Source organism: Limnobacter olei (assembly GCF_029087225.1).
Taxonomy (GTDB): Bacteria; Pseudomonadota; Gammaproteobacteria; order Burkholderiales; family Burkholderiaceae_B; genus Limnobacter; species Limnobacter olei.
The window spans coordinates 16,010-32,778 of the sequence record NZ_JARFJD010000002.1; the positions used below are offsets into that span (position 1 = coordinate 16,010).

Here is a 16,769-nt window from a genome sequence, read left to right on the forward strand (position 1 = left end):
ACTCCTCAACATGCGAACCGATCAGGCAGAACTGATTCAAAAAACAGCAAACTCAATTCGTGAAGGCTATGGCAGCTGGAAAAACAAACTCTGCACCTATCAACAACCAGTGGCAAACCACTTTGTGTCGGGGTTGGTACGCAACACAATGGACACCGTGCTGTGCAACGCCATTTTGGCGCACACCGATCAACCCAAAGTTCGGCAAGTGCTCACCCAGCTTTCAAAAACCATGGGCCTGGCCGCTCAAATCTCAGTGCTGGCACCCGGCGTATTTTCTCCCAAAATGGCGGTAATCATCGGGATTGGCGGGTCAATCAGCCACACGGTCAAGTCGCTGGCTCGCTTGCTGGGTCATGTTTACCTTGCAAAATCCCTTCTGGCCATTTCGCGTGGCGATCAACTGGCCTTGGTCTCTTTGCTGGCCTCTGTTGCTGGTGCCTATGCGGGTACCGCGCTGGGAAATACACTGTACCAGCCAAAGAAAACCGAACCCCAAAACTGCAGCGAAGGTAAAGAAGCGGGGAGTTCATTGATTCAATGCTTGAAAACAATTGACCAATCCGCTGGCAAAACAATAGACACTTACCTTCACTTCAACTTTTTGATCAAACACTTGTTTCCTGCAATCAACCTTGCGTCCGCCCAACCGGCGCTAACAGCTCGAGTAATCAACAATCACTAATTTTTAATAGATTTTATAGAGAAAAACTCTATATTTTATTAGCACGATCGTTCGTATTTTTACCTACAATATCCCTCGCAAATTTCCATTCTTACAAACGGACCCACGAGGACGACATGACACACACTCCCTTTCAATTTCGAATCATTCATTGTGCGATTGCAGCCATTGGACTTGGCCTGGGCACAACGGCCCAAGCCGCTGGTTTTGCCCTGCTTGAACAAAACGCCAGCGGGGCTGGTGTTGCTTATGCAGGCAAAGCTGCCATTGGCGAAGACGCCAGCGCAGCCTGGTTTAACCCAGCCAGCATGAGCCGCCTGAAAGAACGCCAAGTGGTGCTGGGTGGGCATTACATTGACCTGAACGGCGAGGTGAATAACGAGGGCAGTACTGCTGCACCAGGTCGCCCCTCGGGCAGCAGCGCAGGCGAGTTTGGCGATGAAGGTTATATTCCCAACTTTCACCTTGTTGTGCCTTTCAATAATCGAATCAACTTCGGTCTGTCTGTTGCCACACCTTTTGGCTTGAAAACTGATTTCCAGCCCGACTGGTACGGTCGTTTTCAAGGTGTAACATCCGACATCAAATCAGTGAACATCAACCCCTCTGCCTCGTTCAAGGTAAATGAGCAATGGTCGATGGGCGCAGGTGTTTCGGCACAAAAACTGGACGCCAAACTCAGTTCACAAATCAACTACGCGCCATTTGGCGGTACTGAAGGACTGACCACCATTGCCGGCGATGGTTGGGGCTACGGGTTCAACGTTGGCGTAATGGGACAGGTCACGGCTGCGACACGCGTGGGTGTCGCATACCGTTCAGCAATTGAGCAAGATTTGGAAGGCAATGTCACTTTCGACAATCGGCCAGCCGCAGGCCCTGCTGCAACTCTCTTTGCCAACAGTGAACTCACTTCCAAGATCAGACTGCCTGCCTCGCTGGCCATTTCATCAGTGACTGAGCTGACACCCAAGTGGCAACTGTTGACCGATGCAACCTGGACCGAATGGAGCACCATTCAAAAGCTGGACTTTCAACGACAAAACGCGCCTGCGGGTGCAGCCCCATTGAGCGTTCAAGATTACGAATGGAAGAACAGCTGGCGCTTTGCAGTGGGTGGTATTTACAAATACAGCGACACCATCAACTTGAAGGCCGGTGTGGCTTACGACATCACGCCAGTGCCCGATGAACGCCGCAAGGTTCGCTTGCCCGATGAGGACCGCATCACCTTTGCTGTGGGTTCACAGTACAAGTTCGACAAAGCCACCACCTTTGATGTGGCATTCCAATATGTGATGCCCGACAAGGCGAAAATTGACAGCACCGAAGGCAACCCAGCTGCTGGCCAACAAACCCGTGTGTTGGGTACCGCGGAAGGCGATGCATTCATTCTTTCTGGTCAGGTGTCGTACAAGTTCTAAAAGCTGTAGACGAAAAAATGCCCGGCACAAGGCCGGGCAGAAAAGACGCATTCGTTTAGGAGACTCTCAAACCGCCACAACTTTTTCCAGCTCCCAATCAATGCCAGAAAAAGGTCCCAAGGAGCAATTCGATCAAACCGTTTGCGTCAATAAGTTCCCTGCGGAGCAGGCAGAAAACTTGGGGGTGAAAATGACAACACTTCTAAAACGCTCTACTACTTCACTACTCACCAAACCACCCCGCATGGGGCAGTTTGGTGTACTTCACAAACTGATTACTTCATCAGCTTGAATACCCACACGGAACCACCTTGTTCAAGGTAATTCACCTTGCTGGCTACGTCTCCGCCCCACAAGGGAACAGCACCGCCCCAACCAGACACAACAGCCACGTACTGCTGACCGTCTTTGCCTTTCCAGGTCACGGGAGGAGCAACCACGCCGGAACCTGTCTGGAATTTCCAGACTTCTTTACCGGTTTTGGCATCAGCCGCCTTCAGGAAACCTTCTGGAGTGCCCCAGAACACCAGGTTGCCGCCGGTCGTCAGAACACCACCCCACAGAGGCGCGTTGTTGGTGATTTCCCACTCAATCTTGCCGGTCTTGGGGTTCATCGCACGCAGGGCGCCGATGTAGTCAAAGCCAGGCAATGTCTTGATGGTGAAGCCAGCACCCAGGTAAGCTGCACCTTTCTTGTAGGTGATTGGCTCGTTCCAGATCTCCATGCCCCACTCGTTGGCAGGAACATAGAACAGACCTGTGTCAGGGCTGTAAGCCATTGGCTGCTGGTTCTTGCCACCCAGGAAGGATGGAGCAGAGAACACTGTCTCGCCTTTCTTGCCGTCCATCTTGGTGGGGTCACCAGGGCGGTTGGCTGGATCGAAAATCGGACGACCTGTCTTCATGTCGATGCCCTTGGCCCATGTGATTTTCTTCACGAATGGGAAGGCGTTTTCCAGTTTGCCGGTTGTGGCGTCGTTCACGTACATGAAACCGTTGCGGTCGGCTTTGGCGCCTACACGCTTGCCATTCATGTCAAAGGTCACAAACTCGTTCACACCGTCGTAATCCCAACCGTCGTTGGGTGTTGACTGATAGTGCCACTTGATCTGGCCGGTTTTTACATCGATCGCAACTGTGGAAGTGGAGTACAGGTTGTCGCCGGGGCGCAGGTGGCTGTTCCAGGGTGCTGGGTTACCAGTACCGAAGTAGGCCAGGCCTGTCTTGCTGTCGTAGGTACCGCCCAGCCATGTAGCTGCGCCACCGGTTTTCCACATGTCGCCTTTCCAGGTGGCATTGGTGGTACCGGAAATACCGTTTTCCTTCTTGTTGCCGTCTTTGTCGAAGGTGTAACCCATGTGGCCTTCAACGGTTGGACGCATCCAAACCATTTCACCAGTCTTGGCGTTGCGTGCTTCAACACGACCTACCACACCAAATTCACCGCCCGATACACCGGTCAGCACCAAACCATTGGCGATGATGGGTGCAGCGGTGTTGGAATAACCCGCGGCGTAATCGTCAATCTTGTCTTTCCAAACCACCTTGCCGGTGTTCTGGTCCAAGGCGATCAACTGGGCATCCAGTGTCGAGAAAATCACCAGGTTGTCATACAGGGCGGCGCCACGGTTCACCACGTCGCAGCAAGGCATAATGCCTTCTGGCAGGCGGTGCTCGTACTTCCACAGTTTTTCACCTGTGGCGGCGTCCAGTGCGTAAATGCGTGAATAGGAACCTGTCACGAACATTTTGCCGTTGTGAATCACAGGCTGGCTTTCCTGACCACGCTGCTTTTCACCACCGAACGAGAATGACCAGGCTGGAACCAGCTTGCCAACGTTCGATACGTTAATGTCTTTCAATGGGCTGTAACGCTGACCCTCTGTACCCATGCCCCAGGAGAGAATATCGCCTGTGGATTTGGCATCGTTTTGAATCATTGCGTCTGTCACAGCGGCCGAGGCCACTGCTGGAATCGCCAGTGCGGTTGCTACCATCGCGCTAAGCAGAGTTTTGCGCATTATTTGTTTCTCCTCTCATCATCCGTTACTTTGAGGTTCTCGCCCTTCGTTTGCAGAGTCAGGGCTACCCACGAAAACTTAGCGCAAGCTTCATGCCAAGTAGAAGATTTCATCTAAATAATTTTTTTATTCAATAAAATCAGTGATTTATGAAATCACCCTCATTAGAGTGATTTCATTGATCGCGATAAGCAAAAAAAGAGACAGTTTTGTGACATTGCAACAGCTCACCTGTTCAGCAACACACAAACTGTCCCTTTTTGACACACTTGGTACAGCGTTTACCCTTATTCTCTCCGCTCAGAAACCGCCCATGGCCTGCTTTTCATACAGGGGATACAAATTGGTCACATTGCGGTAAAACTCAGCCGGGTAGGCTGCAAAGTTTCGAAATCGCTCGGGGGCACCTTTCTTCATCACATCATTCATTTCCTCGCCCATATTGGCCGCATCGGTCAGTCGTTTGTCCAGCCAACTTAAGTAATCCAGAGTTTGGTCAATCGCCTCAGTTCCCCAACTCAAGGGGCCGTGACTAGGCACCACCACCTTGGGCTTCATGGCTTGCAGTTTTTTCAGGCTTTCAATCCAAGGCTTCAACTTGGCATGGGGCGTGGTCACAATTCGCTTGTAAAACACCAGGCCACCGGCCCACATCACTTTGCTTTCCGGGTCAAACAACACCAGGTCTGAATCGGTGTGACCTTTCAATTCAAGGGTTTGAATTGTCTTATCGCCGAGTTTATTGAAGTTACCCGGCAATATGGTTTGCACGGGAAATACGCTTTCAGTGCCTTTCATCCAGTCGCCACACAAACGGTACAAGTTGGTTTCATACAAAGCCGCTTCCGCTTTGATGCCTTGTAGGGTCAACTTCGTGGCGGCAAGCGCCTCTTTCGGATAAGCCTGATTGCCCAAAAAATAATCCGGGTGAAGGTTCAGTGCCACCACCTGCTTCACTGGTTTGTTCTTGCTGAGTGAATCGATCAAGGCCCGTTGTTGCTCGCCATAAATACGCGAGGTTCCGGTGTTGATGACGTACACCCCCGAGTCGTCCACGTAAAAACCAGTGTTGATGATGTTGCAGCCATTGGCCTGAGAAAAGTCATCGTTCGCACCCGCAATCACATACCAGCCACCCGCCAGTTTGGTGGCTTTCAAACCATAATCAAGGGTGGCTTTGTCAGGTGTTGGTTTGGCAACGTTGGGCAGCTCAGCCAGCGCAGGGGCAACAAGAACAATGAACGTGGATGCGGCAAATATTGCGCGCACAGCTTTGCACAAATTCATTGGGTAACCTTTGCATCAATTCGGTTGCCGTTGTTGTCGCGCCCTACCAGGCTGATTGGGCCCACCGGTTTCTTGTCAAAATCAAACGAAAACAAAGGGTTCTCCGACACAGGCTCAAAAGGGTAAAGCTTGGCCAGCACTTGTTTGTTCTTGTCTTGCAAAATCATTTCTTCAATGTAAAAAGCGGGCACGCCAGCCACCAAGCCCGTGTCCATGGGGTGCGACACCTGCACGCGCAAGCGTGCATCATCCCGCAACTGGTTGGCATCAAACATCTTGCCAGCCACCTTGTTCAGGGTTTGTGGCCAGCTGCCATCGGCCCGTGTTGCGCCGGGCACAGTGCAACCACCGCCAGACGCTTCAATAAAAGCATAGCCCACATGCCACACGTTCTCCTCGGTCAGTGCAGCCACCCGGATCGGGCTGGCTTGCTCCAGCTTGAAGCGAAAATTCAGGGCAGGCTTGGCCTTCTCGGGAATGAACTCCAACACTTTTCGAATCGGGTTTCTGTCCACCAGCACCACGATTTTTTTCACCTTACCGAGTGCGGAAGCATCGAATGAGACTGGCACATTCATGGCATCTTCGGCGAACAAGGGCACCGTGACCTTGATGCGAGAATCAAACACGGTTTTTGCATCAGCATCGAAGAACTGGCCTTTCATGTCAGGCCACTGCATGGAACCCAGCGGGTCTCCACCAGTCAAATCGCCTTTGACTGCCCCAAGCTCTGCGGGTGCTGAAAGAACCGGGCTGGCGAAGAAATTGCTCACCAGCAAGAACCCGCTCAAGAAAACCCCTAGGGGAGTCATTTTATTAATCGATTGATTTGTACTGCTGAACATCATGATTACTTGTCTCCTGCATTTTGTAATCTGTCAGAATGCAAGCAATCGACATGCCTGTATCCGCAAATGCTCAACCTAAAAATATCAGCGCGCTGGAAAAAAGACGACGGTCAGTTTGTTGAACTGGACCAGCGCATGTTGAACACCCTTAAAACCATTGACTCGGAAGGCTCCATTTCGCTGGCCTGTAAGGCGCTGGGCATCTCTTACCGTACCCTATGGTCGCAAATCCAGCAATACAACCAACTGCTGGGCGAGGACCTGGTGGCCACACACGGCAGGGCTGGTGCCTGCCTGACCCGGTTCGGTCACAAGTTGATCTGGATGGTGGAACAAGGCCATGTGCGCGTGGCACCCGATTTGGGTACCGTGGGCGAGCAATTGAATGCGGAATGGCTGGATGTTGATCAAAACAAACCCTGGGTCAGCCTGGCATTGAGCGACGACCTGGTGCTTCAAAACCTGTTTCAAAACACCGCACTGTACAAAAAACTGCAACTGTCGCTACGCTGGTCGGGCAGTATTGCGGCACTCTCGGCTCTGCACCGTGGTGAAGTGCGCGTGGCTGGTTGCCACTTGCCTGTTGGCCTTGAAGAACACTCCCATGTTCATCACATCATGCGGCGCTGGCTGCGCGGTTCCAACCTCAGTGTGATTGAACTGTTCGAGCGTGACATCGGCTGGATGAGCCGCCCAGCTTCCGTGCCACCAACACTGGAAGACGTGGCCCAACGGCGCGCCCTGCTGGTGAACCGCAACTCGGCCTCATCCACCCACCACCAACTTGATGCCTTGATTACCAAGGCCTGCCTGAAGGCAGAAGACTTGCCGGGATTTTTTCACGAAGAGAACTCCCATTTGGCAGTGGCCTGTACCATTGCAGCAGGACATGGTGATTTGGGCTTGGGCATTCGAGCTGCGGCTGACCATTACGGCCTGCAATTCAGGGCAGTGTCCAAAGAGCGTTACTTTTTGGTGTTGCACAACAGCGATTTGCAATACCCGGCAGTGGACATTTTGCTGCCCTGGTTGCGCAGTGCGGAAGTGCGCGCTTATGTCGAAAGTATTGCAGGCTACTGCTCATTGAACATTGGAAGAACGCGCGCACTGGAGCTGTTCCTCAACGAAATTCAGGGCAGCTAACCCCCCGTTTGCGTGTGTCAAAACTGTGCAGTGCAACAAAATTATGCAACTATTTGCATAATTTATCAGTCATGATGTTCTACGCCCTTGTAACCCGGCCAATCACGCCCGTCCCAAGGGTCATCCACAATTGACCCACAGTTCAGCAATGAAATAATAGCGGCTACCTCAAGACACGCCTGTCAACATGAACCAAGCCAATGTGCTCTCAGAAATTCTGGGAGTTACCGCCCCCGTATTTGCCATGGTTTTCATGGGCCTGCTGTTGCGCAAAGTCAATCTCATCAACGACTCGTTCATTCAAACCGCGTCAACCCTCACCTACAAAGCCACCATGCCCACGCTGTTCTTCCTGTCCATTTGGCAGGCTGATCTGCAAAGCGCATTCAATGCCAAATTGGTACTTTTTCTCTGTGCTGCAACTGTGTTGGGTTTTCTGGCCAGCTGGTGGTGGGCCACCCGCTTTGTTCCCTATGGTCAACGCGGGGTGTTTGTTCAGGGCGCGTTCCGGGGCAATTGTGGTGTGGTCAGTTTCGCGCTGGTGGCCAGTTACTACGGCGACTACGGCCTGTCAGTGGGCGGCGTGTTGGTTGGCTTTACCATTTTGTTGTTCAACGTGCTGTCGGTGTTGATCCTCTCCGTTTACAGCCCCACCCTGAAATTCAGCCCAGCCGCTGTGGGCAAGGAACTGCTTAAAAACCCCCTGATTATTGCGGTGGTGCTGGGCATGCTGGCCAGCGCAATCCAGCTTTACATTCCGCAGTGGTTGTTAAAGTCGGGAGAATACTTTGCGGGGCTTACTCTCCCACTGGCACTGATCTGTGTAGGTGGAACACTTTCATTGGCCGGGGTCAAGGCCTCGGGCATGTCAGCCACGCAATCAAGCGCCATTAAAATTGCAATACTGCCTGTGCTGGCCTGCGCTGCTGCATGGGCCATCGGCATTGAAGGACGAGACCTGATCATTCTCTGGATGTTTTTCTCAAGCCCCACCGCTGCGGCCAGCTTCGCAATGGCCGTGGCCGCGGGCGGCGACGGCAAGTTGGCCGCCAACATCATCGCGCTCACTACGCTGGTGTCTATCGTGTCCATGACTATGGGCATTTATGCACTCACCGCGCTGGGTCATTAAGTTAGCGCGTTAAACTCAAGGTCAAACACAAGAAAACATCAACAGGTCGCAGTACATGAATAGCCCCACAGCATGCCAAGTGAACATGACTCCCCAGCGCGAGTGGGCCTTGTTGCTGCTTCTTGCGGGCATACAATTCACCCACATCCTCGACTTCATGATCATGATGCCGCTGGGCCCACAGCTTACGCGGGCCTTTGCAATTTCCGATGCTCAATTCGGGTTGCTGGTGTCGGCATACACCTTTGCTGCGGGTGCCTCAGGTTTGTTGGCCTCTCTGTACATCGACAGGTTCGAGCGACGCCGGCTGTTGCTGATTCTGTATTCTCTGTTTGCTGTGGCCACTTTGGCCTGCGGTCTTGCCCCCACCTATGAAACGCTGATGGGGGCCCGAATTGCGGCTGGGCTTTTTGGCGGCATTTTATCGGCCATGATTCAAACCATCGTGGCCGATGTAGTTCCTTTTGCCCGAAGGGGCAAAGCCATGGGCGTCATCATGACTTCTTTCTCGGTTTCCACCGTGATGGGCGTTCCTCTGGGGCTTTATGTGGCAGCGAACTCCAACTGGCACACGCCATTTTTCGGCATTGCTGGTATCAGCTTCTTGCTGGTTGTTGCAGGCTGGTATGTGATACCCACATTGCAGGGCCACTTGCACGCACGCGGAGAAACGGGACCTTTGCAAGGCATTGGGCAAGTGCTCAGCGATCCCAACCATTTGCTGGCGTTTTGCTTTTCCTTCTGCATGATTTTCGCAGGGTTTTCAATCATCCCGTACATCACGATTTACATGCAAACCAATGCTGGCCTATCCGCTTCGGACATTCCCTTGGTGTATCTGGCCGGTGGTGCGGCCACGCTGTTCAGTGCGCAAATTATTGGCAAGCTCAGTGACCGAATCGGCAAACTGAAAATGCTGCAAATCATCGCAAGCCTCGCGATTATTCCCATGGCGCTGATTACGCAAACCGAGGGCATGGGCATGACTGCCATTCTGGTGATCACCACTTGCTTTTTTGTATTTGTGAGCGGAAGAATGATCCCGGGTATGGCCATGGTCAGTGCTGCCGCAAATCCAAAAAACCGGGGTACATTCATGACCCTGAACTCATCCATGCAATCGGCCGCCATGGGGCTTGCAGCATTGGTAGGCGGGCATTTGATTACACGCAGCCCAGAGGGCTTGATTCAAAACTACTGGCTGTGCAGCTTGGTCGCGATTGTATTCAACGTGATCGCCTTGTTGATTGCACGGCAGGTGCGAATGTACAAATAGGCAGCCTGGCCCGGTTTAGCTGGCCATGCGGCGAATAATCGACGACACCACCAAACGCAAACCTTTGATCTCTTTGACTTCCAACGGACGTTTTTCTTTCAGGTCCTTGTCTTTGCTCAATTCTTCGAGCTTGTGTTCAATTTCTTTCAACAGCTCAAGTTGTTGCTTCATGATCATTTACCAATAGAATCGGGTACGCGAAATATACACGCAAGCGGCTGCGCCTTGGATGACACTTTTGTGACAACTCAGGTGCGCCACTTTGCAACAACAGCAGTGGATTGATCCTTGCTTGCATCTTCGGGCAATTCCAATCCAAAACGACAACCATGATGCTGCATCAAGCCTTCGCCGCCGCTTTTTCCCTGCTCATTTGCACCGCCACGCTTGCCGGCTCAGGCAAAGAATGGCCGGTATTTGGCGGCAATTGGGATCATCAGCGGCACAGTCCGTCCACGCAAATTACGCCTGGCAATGTCGGGCAGCTGGACTTGGCCTGGGAGTTCGACACGGGTGTGTCATCCAGCTTTCAAGCCACACCTATCGTAGTGAACGGCATCATGTTTGTGTCGCTGCCGTTTAACCATGTGGTGGCCTTGAAAGCCGACACTGGAAAATTGTTGTGGCGTTACACACACGACAGGATCAAAGACCGACCCATGTGCTGTGGCCCCGCCAATCGGGGCGTGGCCGTGAGTGATGGCAAGGTATTCATGGGCACAGTCGATTCCCGCCTTCTGGCACTGGATGCACGCACTGGCCAAAAGCTTTGGGATATTGATGTTACCAAGGGCGAACAAGGTGTGCAGGAAGATGCCGCAACCCTGGGTTCGCAACTGGACACGCAAGGCGGAAAACTGGAAGTGTCGGGTGCATCTGGTGCAGGCATCAACATGGCGCCCATGGTGTTCGATGGCAAGGTGATTGTGGGCATTACCGGTGTGGGCTATGGCTTGCACCTGGACTCGCCCGATCCCGATGCGCCACTCGGTGCGGTGGTAGGTATTGCGGGCAACTACGGGCGCCGTGGTTTCATGGCCGCTTACGATGTTAACACCGGCGCAATGGCGTGGAAATTTGACACGGTTCCCGACCAAGGTTGGGAGGGAAAATTCACAAAGGCCACCTTCGATGGCGTGGTGTTACCGCGCAATATTGAGGAAGAAAAAGCCAAAGCAGCCCAATACCCCGATGCCTGGAAATTCGGCGGCGGATCAGCCTGGAGCACACCCGCCATTGACCGGGACAATGGCATTTTGTATTTCGGCACGGGCAACCCTTCGCCGCAAATGGAAGGCTCATCGCGGCCGGGAGACAACCTGTACACCGCCTCCTTGGTGGCGCTGGATGTGCGCACCGGCAAGCTGAAATGGTTTTACCAACAAGTTCCGCACGACATGTGGGGTTACGACGTGGCCAGCCCACCGGTGTTGTTCACCACCAGGCATGAGGGCAAGGCGGTGAAAGCTGTAGGCCAGGCAGGCAAAACTGGTTGGTTTTATGTGCACAATCGCATCACGGGTGAATTGTTGTTCAAGAGCGAGGCCTTCGTACCGCAGCACAATATGTTTACCCTGCCCACTGAACAAGGCAATGTGATTTACCCCGGTGTAATTGGTGGCTCCAACTGGTCGCCTGTGTCGGTCGATGAACAACGCCGCATGGTGTTCATCGCCGGTATTCACTGGCCGGTGAAGTATCAATTGCACGAGCTGAAAGCGAAAGGCAACAAGCCTGCGCTGAAATACTCTTCGATGTCACCAATTGAAGACGGAGAAAAATACGGCTTGTTGTCAGCCATTCATTTGGACACTGGCAAACTTGTATGGCAACACAAAGTGAATGCACCCTTGATTGGCGGTGTACTCAGCACACAAACAGGTTTGGTTTTTTCAGGTGAAGGCAGTGGCGAGTTTTTCGCACTTGATTCAAGCACAGGCAAACGTGTGTGGCAACACAACAATTCAGCGGGCGTGAATGCACCACCGATCGCCTACGAAGTTAGTGGAAAACAGTTTTTGGCAGTGGCCGTGGGTGGCAACAAACTGTTTGGTTTCAAGCAGGGACAAACCATCAAGGCTTGGGCACTGCGGGTTAAATAAGCAGCCAGTGATTGTCCAGCTCCAATGGCCTGCTGAACTGATTGGCTGAGCTACCCAGCCACACCTGCTCTCCTTCGGCAGCCAGTGCGCATGCGGCGTTCGCAGCCCGTGAATGCAACAAGTTGCCTTGCACATCGAATTGCCCGGCAGAATTATTCTTGGTACAACTGATCACAAAGCCCTGCGGGGTGGCCACAATGTCACCCGCATAGCCATTCACCCCCGCTGATTCATTCACCGTGCGCAGTCCGTTTTCATCAAGCAAAGCCAGTACCGGCGCAGCATCCCGAAGGGCAGCGGTGCTGTGGTGTGCCTGCATGGCAACGCCCACCACACCACTGGCATGAACCGCCATGTGTCTCAAACTGAGTCGCGTATCGCTCAAGGCCCATTGATTGAACACTTTGCCTGTGATCGGGTTCATCGCCACGACAGAAGAATCCATGGGCAGTTGATTCAACTGGGTTCTGCCCATGTCTGCATGCGTGGGTATTCCGCCGTTGGCCACCAACAAAAAAGGTTCATCAATGCCCAACCCACCCTTGGGCAGCACCAGCATTTCATGGGGATCTTTGCCCAGCGTGGGCCACACATCCAGCAACTCGAAGGTATGGCGGTTTCGCACGGCCAATGCACCAGTGCCGCCGAGCACATCGGTTTCTGTGGTGTAAAGCCAATCGCCATACACGGCGCTGTGTCCGTTCAAATGCCGGTCTTCTTCCTGCCAAACGCGCGAGGTTTCACCACTGCGAATATTCAGGCGCAACAACCAGTCACCGGGGCGGCGAGCGATCACCAAATACTCATCGCCCTGAAGGTGCATTAAACCGTGCGGGCGTGTGGGCAAATCGACTGCCGTGGTTACAGTATAAGAAAGCGCTGCACCTAGCCCGGCTGCGTTGAGCACACCCACCTGATAGCCCCCATTGGGAAGTTGCCAGGCTGCCAATAAAAGGGCCTGACGAGTAGGGGTTGCAAGTTCAGCAGACATGGGCAAGGCCATGCTCAAGGCCAACGCGCTGCTTTGAAGCAAAAATTGTCGACGCGAATTGAACACTGAATCAATCACCATCAGAAGATGAAAACTGAATAGACACTTTCAAACCCTTGGCCACCTCGCTTTCCAAAAACCCCTTGAGCACCTTGAGTGCTTTCACTGACTGCTGAACACTGGCCGGCTTTGTGATGTCGTTGGACCGCATGGCCACATCCACAGCAATGCTGTACTTCACCAAGGTGTCGGCCAGTTCAATTTTCCCCAAGCCACGCAAATAGGCCTCCAGCGGTATCACTTGCGTATCGGCCTGCGGCACCGTTTGGCCAGTCACCATCAACAAATGTTCGATGCCCTGCCACTGTGCGGCCCATGCTTTTTCGGTCAGCTGAAATTCTGAAAATGGCCAATGTCCTGCAGGCGTCACGTTTGCACCGGCTTCATCCTTGTTCTTCAAGAGCGGCTTTTCCATGCGTTCCCACGCCAGGTTATGCGTGGCTCCAACCAACTGGTTGAAATACAATTGCATGCCTGCACCCAGCGCCTGTGCGTCGTCCCACTTCAAACCGGCCACAGTGCGTTCAATGTCGAGCACGACCTCGTGCGCATAATTGCACTGGGGGGTGCCCGATTTGAAATTATTTTGCGTGAACAAATACTCAAGGGCAGGAAAACCTTTGGCCGGGCTTCCGATCATGGCCATGGCTTGCGCGCCTTGTGGCTGTTTTTTGATTGCACGCTCAAGCAAGTTCAGGCGCAAAGGTCGAAAATCGATTTGGCGCACCGTGTTGTTGTCCAGCATCGGCCCCATCACCACCGAAGACAGTTCCAGCCAGGCCAGGTAGGCTTTGGCATATTGCGCCTGTAACTGTTGCATGTTGGCAGGCTGCGTTTTCCCATCCGTTTTGCAATATTGCGCCGTGGCCACACTCAACGCCTCGAGTTGATCAGTTAACGCGGCGGTGTCTTTGGCATGGTGGTGTGTCGCCACACTGTTCAGTACCTCAGCCACCTCGTAGTAAGGAAACAGCATGTTGCTTCTGTCCACGGGTTTTGCAGCCACGGCAGAATTGGCAAAATTCAGCACTAACAACAACACGAAGGCCAACACCACCCAGACCAGTCCGCGCAACAGGCCAGTTTTCAATTCATGCTGATGCTGGGGATTCATCACAAAGACTCCACAAAACGAATCAGTGCTGCACGATCTTCAGCCGAAAAATTCATGAAGCGGTTCTTGCTTTGCTCGGCTTCACCACCGTGCCAGAGAATGGCTTCTTCAACGCCATCGGCGCGGCCGTCGTGCAACAAACGCATGTGGTTGTTCACATCAGGAATCAAGCCGATACCCCACAGCGGCGGTGTTTTCCATTGGCGGCCGTTGGCTTTGAAATCGGGGCGATTGTCGGCAAGGCCTTCGCCCATGTCATGCAACAACAAATCGGTGTAGGGCCAAATTTCCTGTCCTTCCAACACCTTGCTGCTCAAGGCAGGGAAAGGCACTTTGCCTGTGGTGTAGGAAGGGCGATGGCACACAGCGCACTGCGCTTGCTCAAACAACTTTTGACCTTTTAACACTTGCGCATCATTCACGTTGCGGCGGGCCGGCGGTGCCAACACGGCTTGATAAAACACAATCTCATTGAACAGTTTGTCGCTCAGTTCAGGCTCGCCGTTCTCGGAACCATTGGGTGCCTGCACACAGTCTTTCTGGGCAGGCGTGCAATTCTCGGAAGGAAACAAACTACTGGTGATGCCGATGTCGCCCAGAAAAGCGCCGCCGGTTTGGTGCGCCAGCGTAGCCACGTTGGCCTTCCAGCCAAAGCGGCCCAACATGTCCTTTTGTGCATACGCATCCCAAACCCGGTTGGGCACACCCTTGATTGGGCCGGGCTGTGCCGCCTGCCGCTTGGCATTGTTCAACACATCCTTTTCTTCAATCGCTTCCAGCAAGCCCAAGCCAATCACCTGTGGCGCAATTCGCGGGCTCACCATCACATCAGGGTGCATGGGGCCATAACCCAAATCAGAGAAAGAATAGCTCGGCTTTTTCAACACATAGGGTGTGCCATCCGGGTACTTGCCAAGTACTTCGGTGATTTGAATGTGCACCTTGCCTTCAGGCTTCACGCCGGCAATTGCAGCGTTATTGAACTGATCGCCATACACAGGATCGGGCACAACACCATGTTTGGGATCGGTGCTGGGGATGGACAGGCGGAACAAGAGGTCCACCGGCTGTTCCGTGCTTAAGCGGTCCAGAATTTCGGGCGGCCTTCCTCTGCCGTCCTGCACATGGCAACCACCGCAGGAACGTGCAATAAAATGTGGGCCCAGTCCGTCACGCGCAGTGGTCGATGCCGGGGCCTGCACCCAGTTGCGTTTGAAAAACGAATTACCAATGGCAAACCGGGTTCGTTCATCATCAGGCAAATTCGCTGCGGGAAATGAGAACGCATTTCGGCCATCGGCAAACACGGTGACATCCCCGGCTGTACGCGCAGTCATTCCTTCAACCGCGGCCCATGCAACCCCGGTAAGCAACAGGGTTCCCCCTGCCAAACAAACAGCTACTTTCATCATGGCAAGGTCAGGGTAAGTTGGGTAATGCCAATTGCATTGGCTGATTCAACCAGCAAAGTGCTTTGCGCAACCAGGCTATCCACGGTGGCTTTCACGCGTTGCGGGCCAGGCGCATCCGCGCCGCCAATAATTTCCCGATCGAAGGGTGCTTGAATGGCACTTGCGGCTTTCACTGAATTCTGGATTTGCTGCGTGGTTTTCTTCGCAACTTCCGGTGCGCGTGCCCCCACCAACTCGGCCAGTGAAGGCACCTTCAACTGTGCCCCATCGGCCTGTTTGTAAGTGCCAGTCCACACATTCAAAATACCTTGCGCGTTGGTCACCGCATCGCGATGGGTGTTGTCAGAAAAGCAAGAGTGTTCGTCCTCTTGATCCTGGCTGAACAAGGCCACTTCAAGGCGTTCACCGGCAAGCTCGCCGCGCGACAGGGAGCCAAGACCCACCAGAATTTTGCGAATGGATTCCTTGCCGTCTTTCTCGAAACTGGCTCGGAAATTATTGGGCTTCTTCGGAGCCCAGGCTGATTGCACTGTTTGAAGATCGTGGATCAACAGAGCCGTGACCTCGCGCAAATAAGCAGCGCGACGTTCTGCATTCTGACCTTTGCCTTTCACGTAATCGGTATAAGGTCTTTTGCCGGAGCCATTCTCATTCAAATCCTGACCCCACAACAAAAATTCAATGGCATGCCAACCTGTGGCAATATTTTCTTCACCACCCCGCTCATTCTGTTCAATCAAGGCATCGCGGGTAATCTTGAATTTTGGATTGTTGATAAAACCACTGCGTGCATTGCCTTGTACATAGTCCACATACGATTCATCCATAGGCCAGGCATTCATTTGCCCTTCGGGCCCGTTTTCATCGTCAATTGGACCGCCGTAAAAACGGAAAGCCTCTGTTTGCCCGTAAAACTCGCGAGCATTCAGCCATGCTTTTTTTGCAGCCTCCAGGCCAGTCTGGGAAGGGGCTTTCAAAAATACGTCAATGGCGGCTTGCATTTTTTGGGCAGCATTCACTGAATCGGTGTAATTGGCATACACCAATTGACCATAACCCTTCACCACATCTTGATCAGTGGGAGCCGCCATAGCCATATTGCAAAATGCCAAGGCTACACCGACAACCATCGCCTTGTGTTTGGCGTTGAACCACGAGTACGTCATAAGGACCTGAAACCTTTGAATCAATCAAAAAGAAGGAATATGTTAATCTTAATGAGAATGATTTGCAATTAATAAGACAATCCGCTACACTTCGATTCATTCAACGCA

The 16,769-nt window shown here is 52.9% G+C and carries 14 protein-coding genes; 6 read left to right on the plus strand and 8 right to left on the minus strand.

The window, feature by feature from the left end; genetic code table 11:
- The first annotated feature begins 10 nt into the window (after window positions 1–10).
- Both PY990_RS00190 and PY990_RS00195 read left to right on the plus strand, forming a co-directional pair.
- Window positions 11–685 carry a hypothetical protein gene (locus PY990_RS00190; protein ID WP_275269877.1) on the plus strand — a complete coding sequence of 225 codons (675 nt, stop codon included), beginning with the start codon at window positions 11–13 and terminating at the stop codon, window positions 683–685.
- Window positions 686–801: 116 nt separating this feature from the next.
- Window positions 802–2,109, plus strand: coding sequence for an OmpP1/FadL family transporter (locus tag PY990_RS00195; protein WP_275269878.1), 1,308 nt, complete (start codon window positions 802–804; stop codon window positions 2,107–2,109).
- Between the two features lie 275 nt (window positions 2,110–2,384).
- Here the strand turns inward: PY990_RS00195 and PY990_RS00200 are convergent, their stop codons facing one another.
- The 3 genes from PY990_RS00200 to PY990_RS00210 all read right to left on the minus strand — a co-directional run bounded on the left by PY990_RS00200 (window position 2,385) and on the right by PY990_RS00210 (window position 6,229).
- Window positions 2,385–4,130, minus strand: a complete 1,746-nt coding sequence (locus PY990_RS00200) for a PQQ-dependent methanol/ethanol family dehydrogenase (protein ID WP_275269879.1) — start codon at window positions 4,128–4,130, stop codon at window positions 2,385–2,387.
- A 300-nt stretch (window positions 4,131–4,430) separates the two neighbouring features.
- Window positions 4,431–5,417 carry a quinoprotein relay system zinc metallohydrolase 1 gene (locus tag PY990_RS00205; RefSeq protein ID WP_275269880.1) on the minus strand — a complete coding sequence of 329 codons (987 nt, stop codon included), beginning with the start codon at window positions 5,415–5,417 and terminating at the stop codon, window positions 4,431–4,433.
- Entirely contained in the window at window positions 5,414–6,229 is an 816-nt protein-coding gene (locus tag PY990_RS00210; RefSeq protein WP_413789489.1) for a quinoprotein dehydrogenase-associated SoxYZ-like carrier, read from the minus strand. Before PY990_RS00210 ends, PY990_RS00205 begins: the two co-directional genes overlap by 4 nt.
- Window positions 6,230–6,331: 102 nt before the next feature.
- On the opposite strand from PY990_RS00210, the gene PY990_RS00215 reads away from it, so the two are divergent.
- From PY990_RS00215 to PY990_RS00225, 3 genes are all read left to right on the plus strand, one after another.
- Window positions 6,332–7,408: a substrate-binding domain-containing protein gene (locus PY990_RS00215; RefSeq protein ID WP_275269882.1), complete on the plus strand. Its 1,077-nt coding sequence runs from the start codon at window positions 6,332–6,334 to the stop codon at window positions 7,406–7,408.
- Window positions 7,409–7,595: 187 nt separating this feature from the next.
- Entirely contained in the window at window positions 7,596–8,540 is a 945-nt protein-coding gene (locus tag PY990_RS00220) for an AEC family transporter (protein ID WP_275269883.1), read from the plus strand.
- A 55-nt stretch (window positions 8,541–8,595) separates the two neighbouring features.
- Window positions 8,596–9,816: an MFS transporter gene (locus PY990_RS00225; RefSeq protein WP_275269884.1), complete on the plus strand. Its 1,221-nt coding sequence runs from the start codon at window positions 8,596–8,598 to the stop codon at window positions 9,814–9,816.
- Window positions 9,817–9,831: 15 nt separating this feature from the next.
- Here PY990_RS00225 and PY990_RS00230 read toward each other — a convergent pair whose 3' ends face one another.
- Entirely contained in the window at window positions 9,832–9,987 is a 156-nt protein-coding gene (locus PY990_RS00230) for a hypothetical protein (RefSeq protein WP_168426918.1), read from the minus strand.
- A 158-nt stretch (window positions 9,988–10,145) separates the two neighbouring features.
- Between PY990_RS00230 and PY990_RS00235 the strand changes: the two genes are divergently transcribed.
- Window positions 10,146–11,918, plus strand: a complete 1,773-nt coding sequence (locus PY990_RS00235) for a pyrroloquinoline quinone-dependent dehydrogenase (protein ID WP_275269886.1) — start codon at window positions 10,146–10,148, stop codon at window positions 11,916–11,918.
- On the opposite strand, the gene PY990_RS00240 is transcribed toward PY990_RS00235, so the two are convergent.
- The 4 genes from PY990_RS00240 to PY990_RS00255 are packed head-to-tail and all read right to left on the minus strand — an operon-like array spanning window position 11,911 to window position 16,661.
- A complete protein-coding gene (locus tag PY990_RS00240; protein WP_275269887.1) occupies window positions 11,911–12,975 on the minus strand; it encodes a DUF1513 domain-containing protein in 1,065 nt (354 codons plus the stop codon). The two genes, PY990_RS00235 and PY990_RS00240, sit on opposite strands and share 8 nt — an antisense overlap.
- A gap of 4 nt (window positions 12,976–12,979) precedes the next feature.
- The gene (locus PY990_RS00245) at window positions 12,980–14,083 is read right to left on the minus strand and encodes an imelysin family protein (protein WP_275269888.1); all 1,104 of its coding nucleotides are present in this window, start codon (window positions 14,081–14,083) and stop codon (window positions 12,980–12,982) included.
- On the minus strand, window positions 14,083–15,492 hold the full coding sequence (locus tag PY990_RS00250; RefSeq protein ID WP_275270281.1) for a di-heme oxidoreductase family protein: 1,410 nt from the start codon (window positions 15,490–15,492) through the stop codon (window positions 14,083–14,085). Before PY990_RS00250 ends, PY990_RS00245 begins: the two co-directional genes overlap by 1 nt.
- Window positions 15,492–16,661: an imelysin family protein gene (locus PY990_RS00255; RefSeq protein ID WP_413789472.1), complete on the minus strand. Its 1,170-nt coding sequence runs from the start codon at window positions 16,659–16,661 to the stop codon at window positions 15,492–15,494. The genes PY990_RS00250 and PY990_RS00255 overlap by 1 nt, the downstream gene beginning before the upstream one ends.
- Window positions 16,662–16,769: the final 108 nt, after the last annotated feature.

Bases quoted from the DNA above. Each gene is read 5' to 3' on its own strand.
- PY990_RS00190 (WP_275269877.1), top strand. From the start codon at position 11: ATGCGAACCGATCAGGCAGAACTGATTCAAAAAACAGCAAACTCAATT.
- PY990_RS00195 (WP_275269878.1), top strand. From the start codon at position 802: ATGACACACACTCCCTTTCAATTTCGAATCATTCATTGTGCGATTGCA.
- PY990_RS00200 (WP_275269879.1), bottom strand. From the start codon at position 4,130: ATGCGCAAAACTCTGCTTAGCGCGATGGTAGCAACCGCACTGGCGATT.
- PY990_RS00205 (WP_275269880.1), bottom strand. From the start codon at position 5,417: ATGAATTTGTGCAAAGCTGTGCGCGCAATATTTGCCGCATCCACGTTC.
- PY990_RS00210 (WP_413789489.1), bottom strand. From the start codon at position 6,229: ATGACTCCCCTAGGGGTTTTCTTGAGCGGGTTCTTGCTGGTGAGCAAT.
- PY990_RS00215 (WP_275269882.1), top strand. From the start codon at position 6,332: ATGCTCAACCTAAAAATATCAGCGCGCTGGAAAAAAGACGACGGTCAG.
- PY990_RS00220 (WP_275269883.1), top strand. From the start codon at position 7,596: ATGAACCAAGCCAATGTGCTCTCAGAAATTCTGGGAGTTACCGCCCCC.
- PY990_RS00225 (WP_275269884.1), top strand. From the start codon at position 8,596: ATGAATAGCCCCACAGCATGCCAAGTGAACATGACTCCCCAGCGCGAG.
- PY990_RS00230 (WP_168426918.1), bottom strand. From the start codon at position 9,987: ATGAAGCAACAACTTGAGCTGTTGAAAGAAATTGAACACAAGCTCGAA.
- PY990_RS00235 (WP_275269886.1), top strand. From the start codon at position 10,146: ATGATGCTGCATCAAGCCTTCGCCGCCGCTTTTTCCCTGCTCATTTGC.
- PY990_RS00245 (WP_275269888.1), bottom strand. From the start codon at position 14,083: ATGAATCCCCAGCATCAGCATGAATTGAAAACTGGCCTGTTGCGCGGA.
- PY990_RS00250 (WP_275270281.1), bottom strand. From the start codon at position 15,492: ATGAAAGTAGCTGTTTGTTTGGCAGGGGGAACCCTGTTGCTTACCGGG.
- PY990_RS00255 (WP_413789472.1), bottom strand. From the start codon at position 16,661: ATGACGTACTCGTGGTTCAACGCCAAACACAAGGCGATGGTTGTCGGT.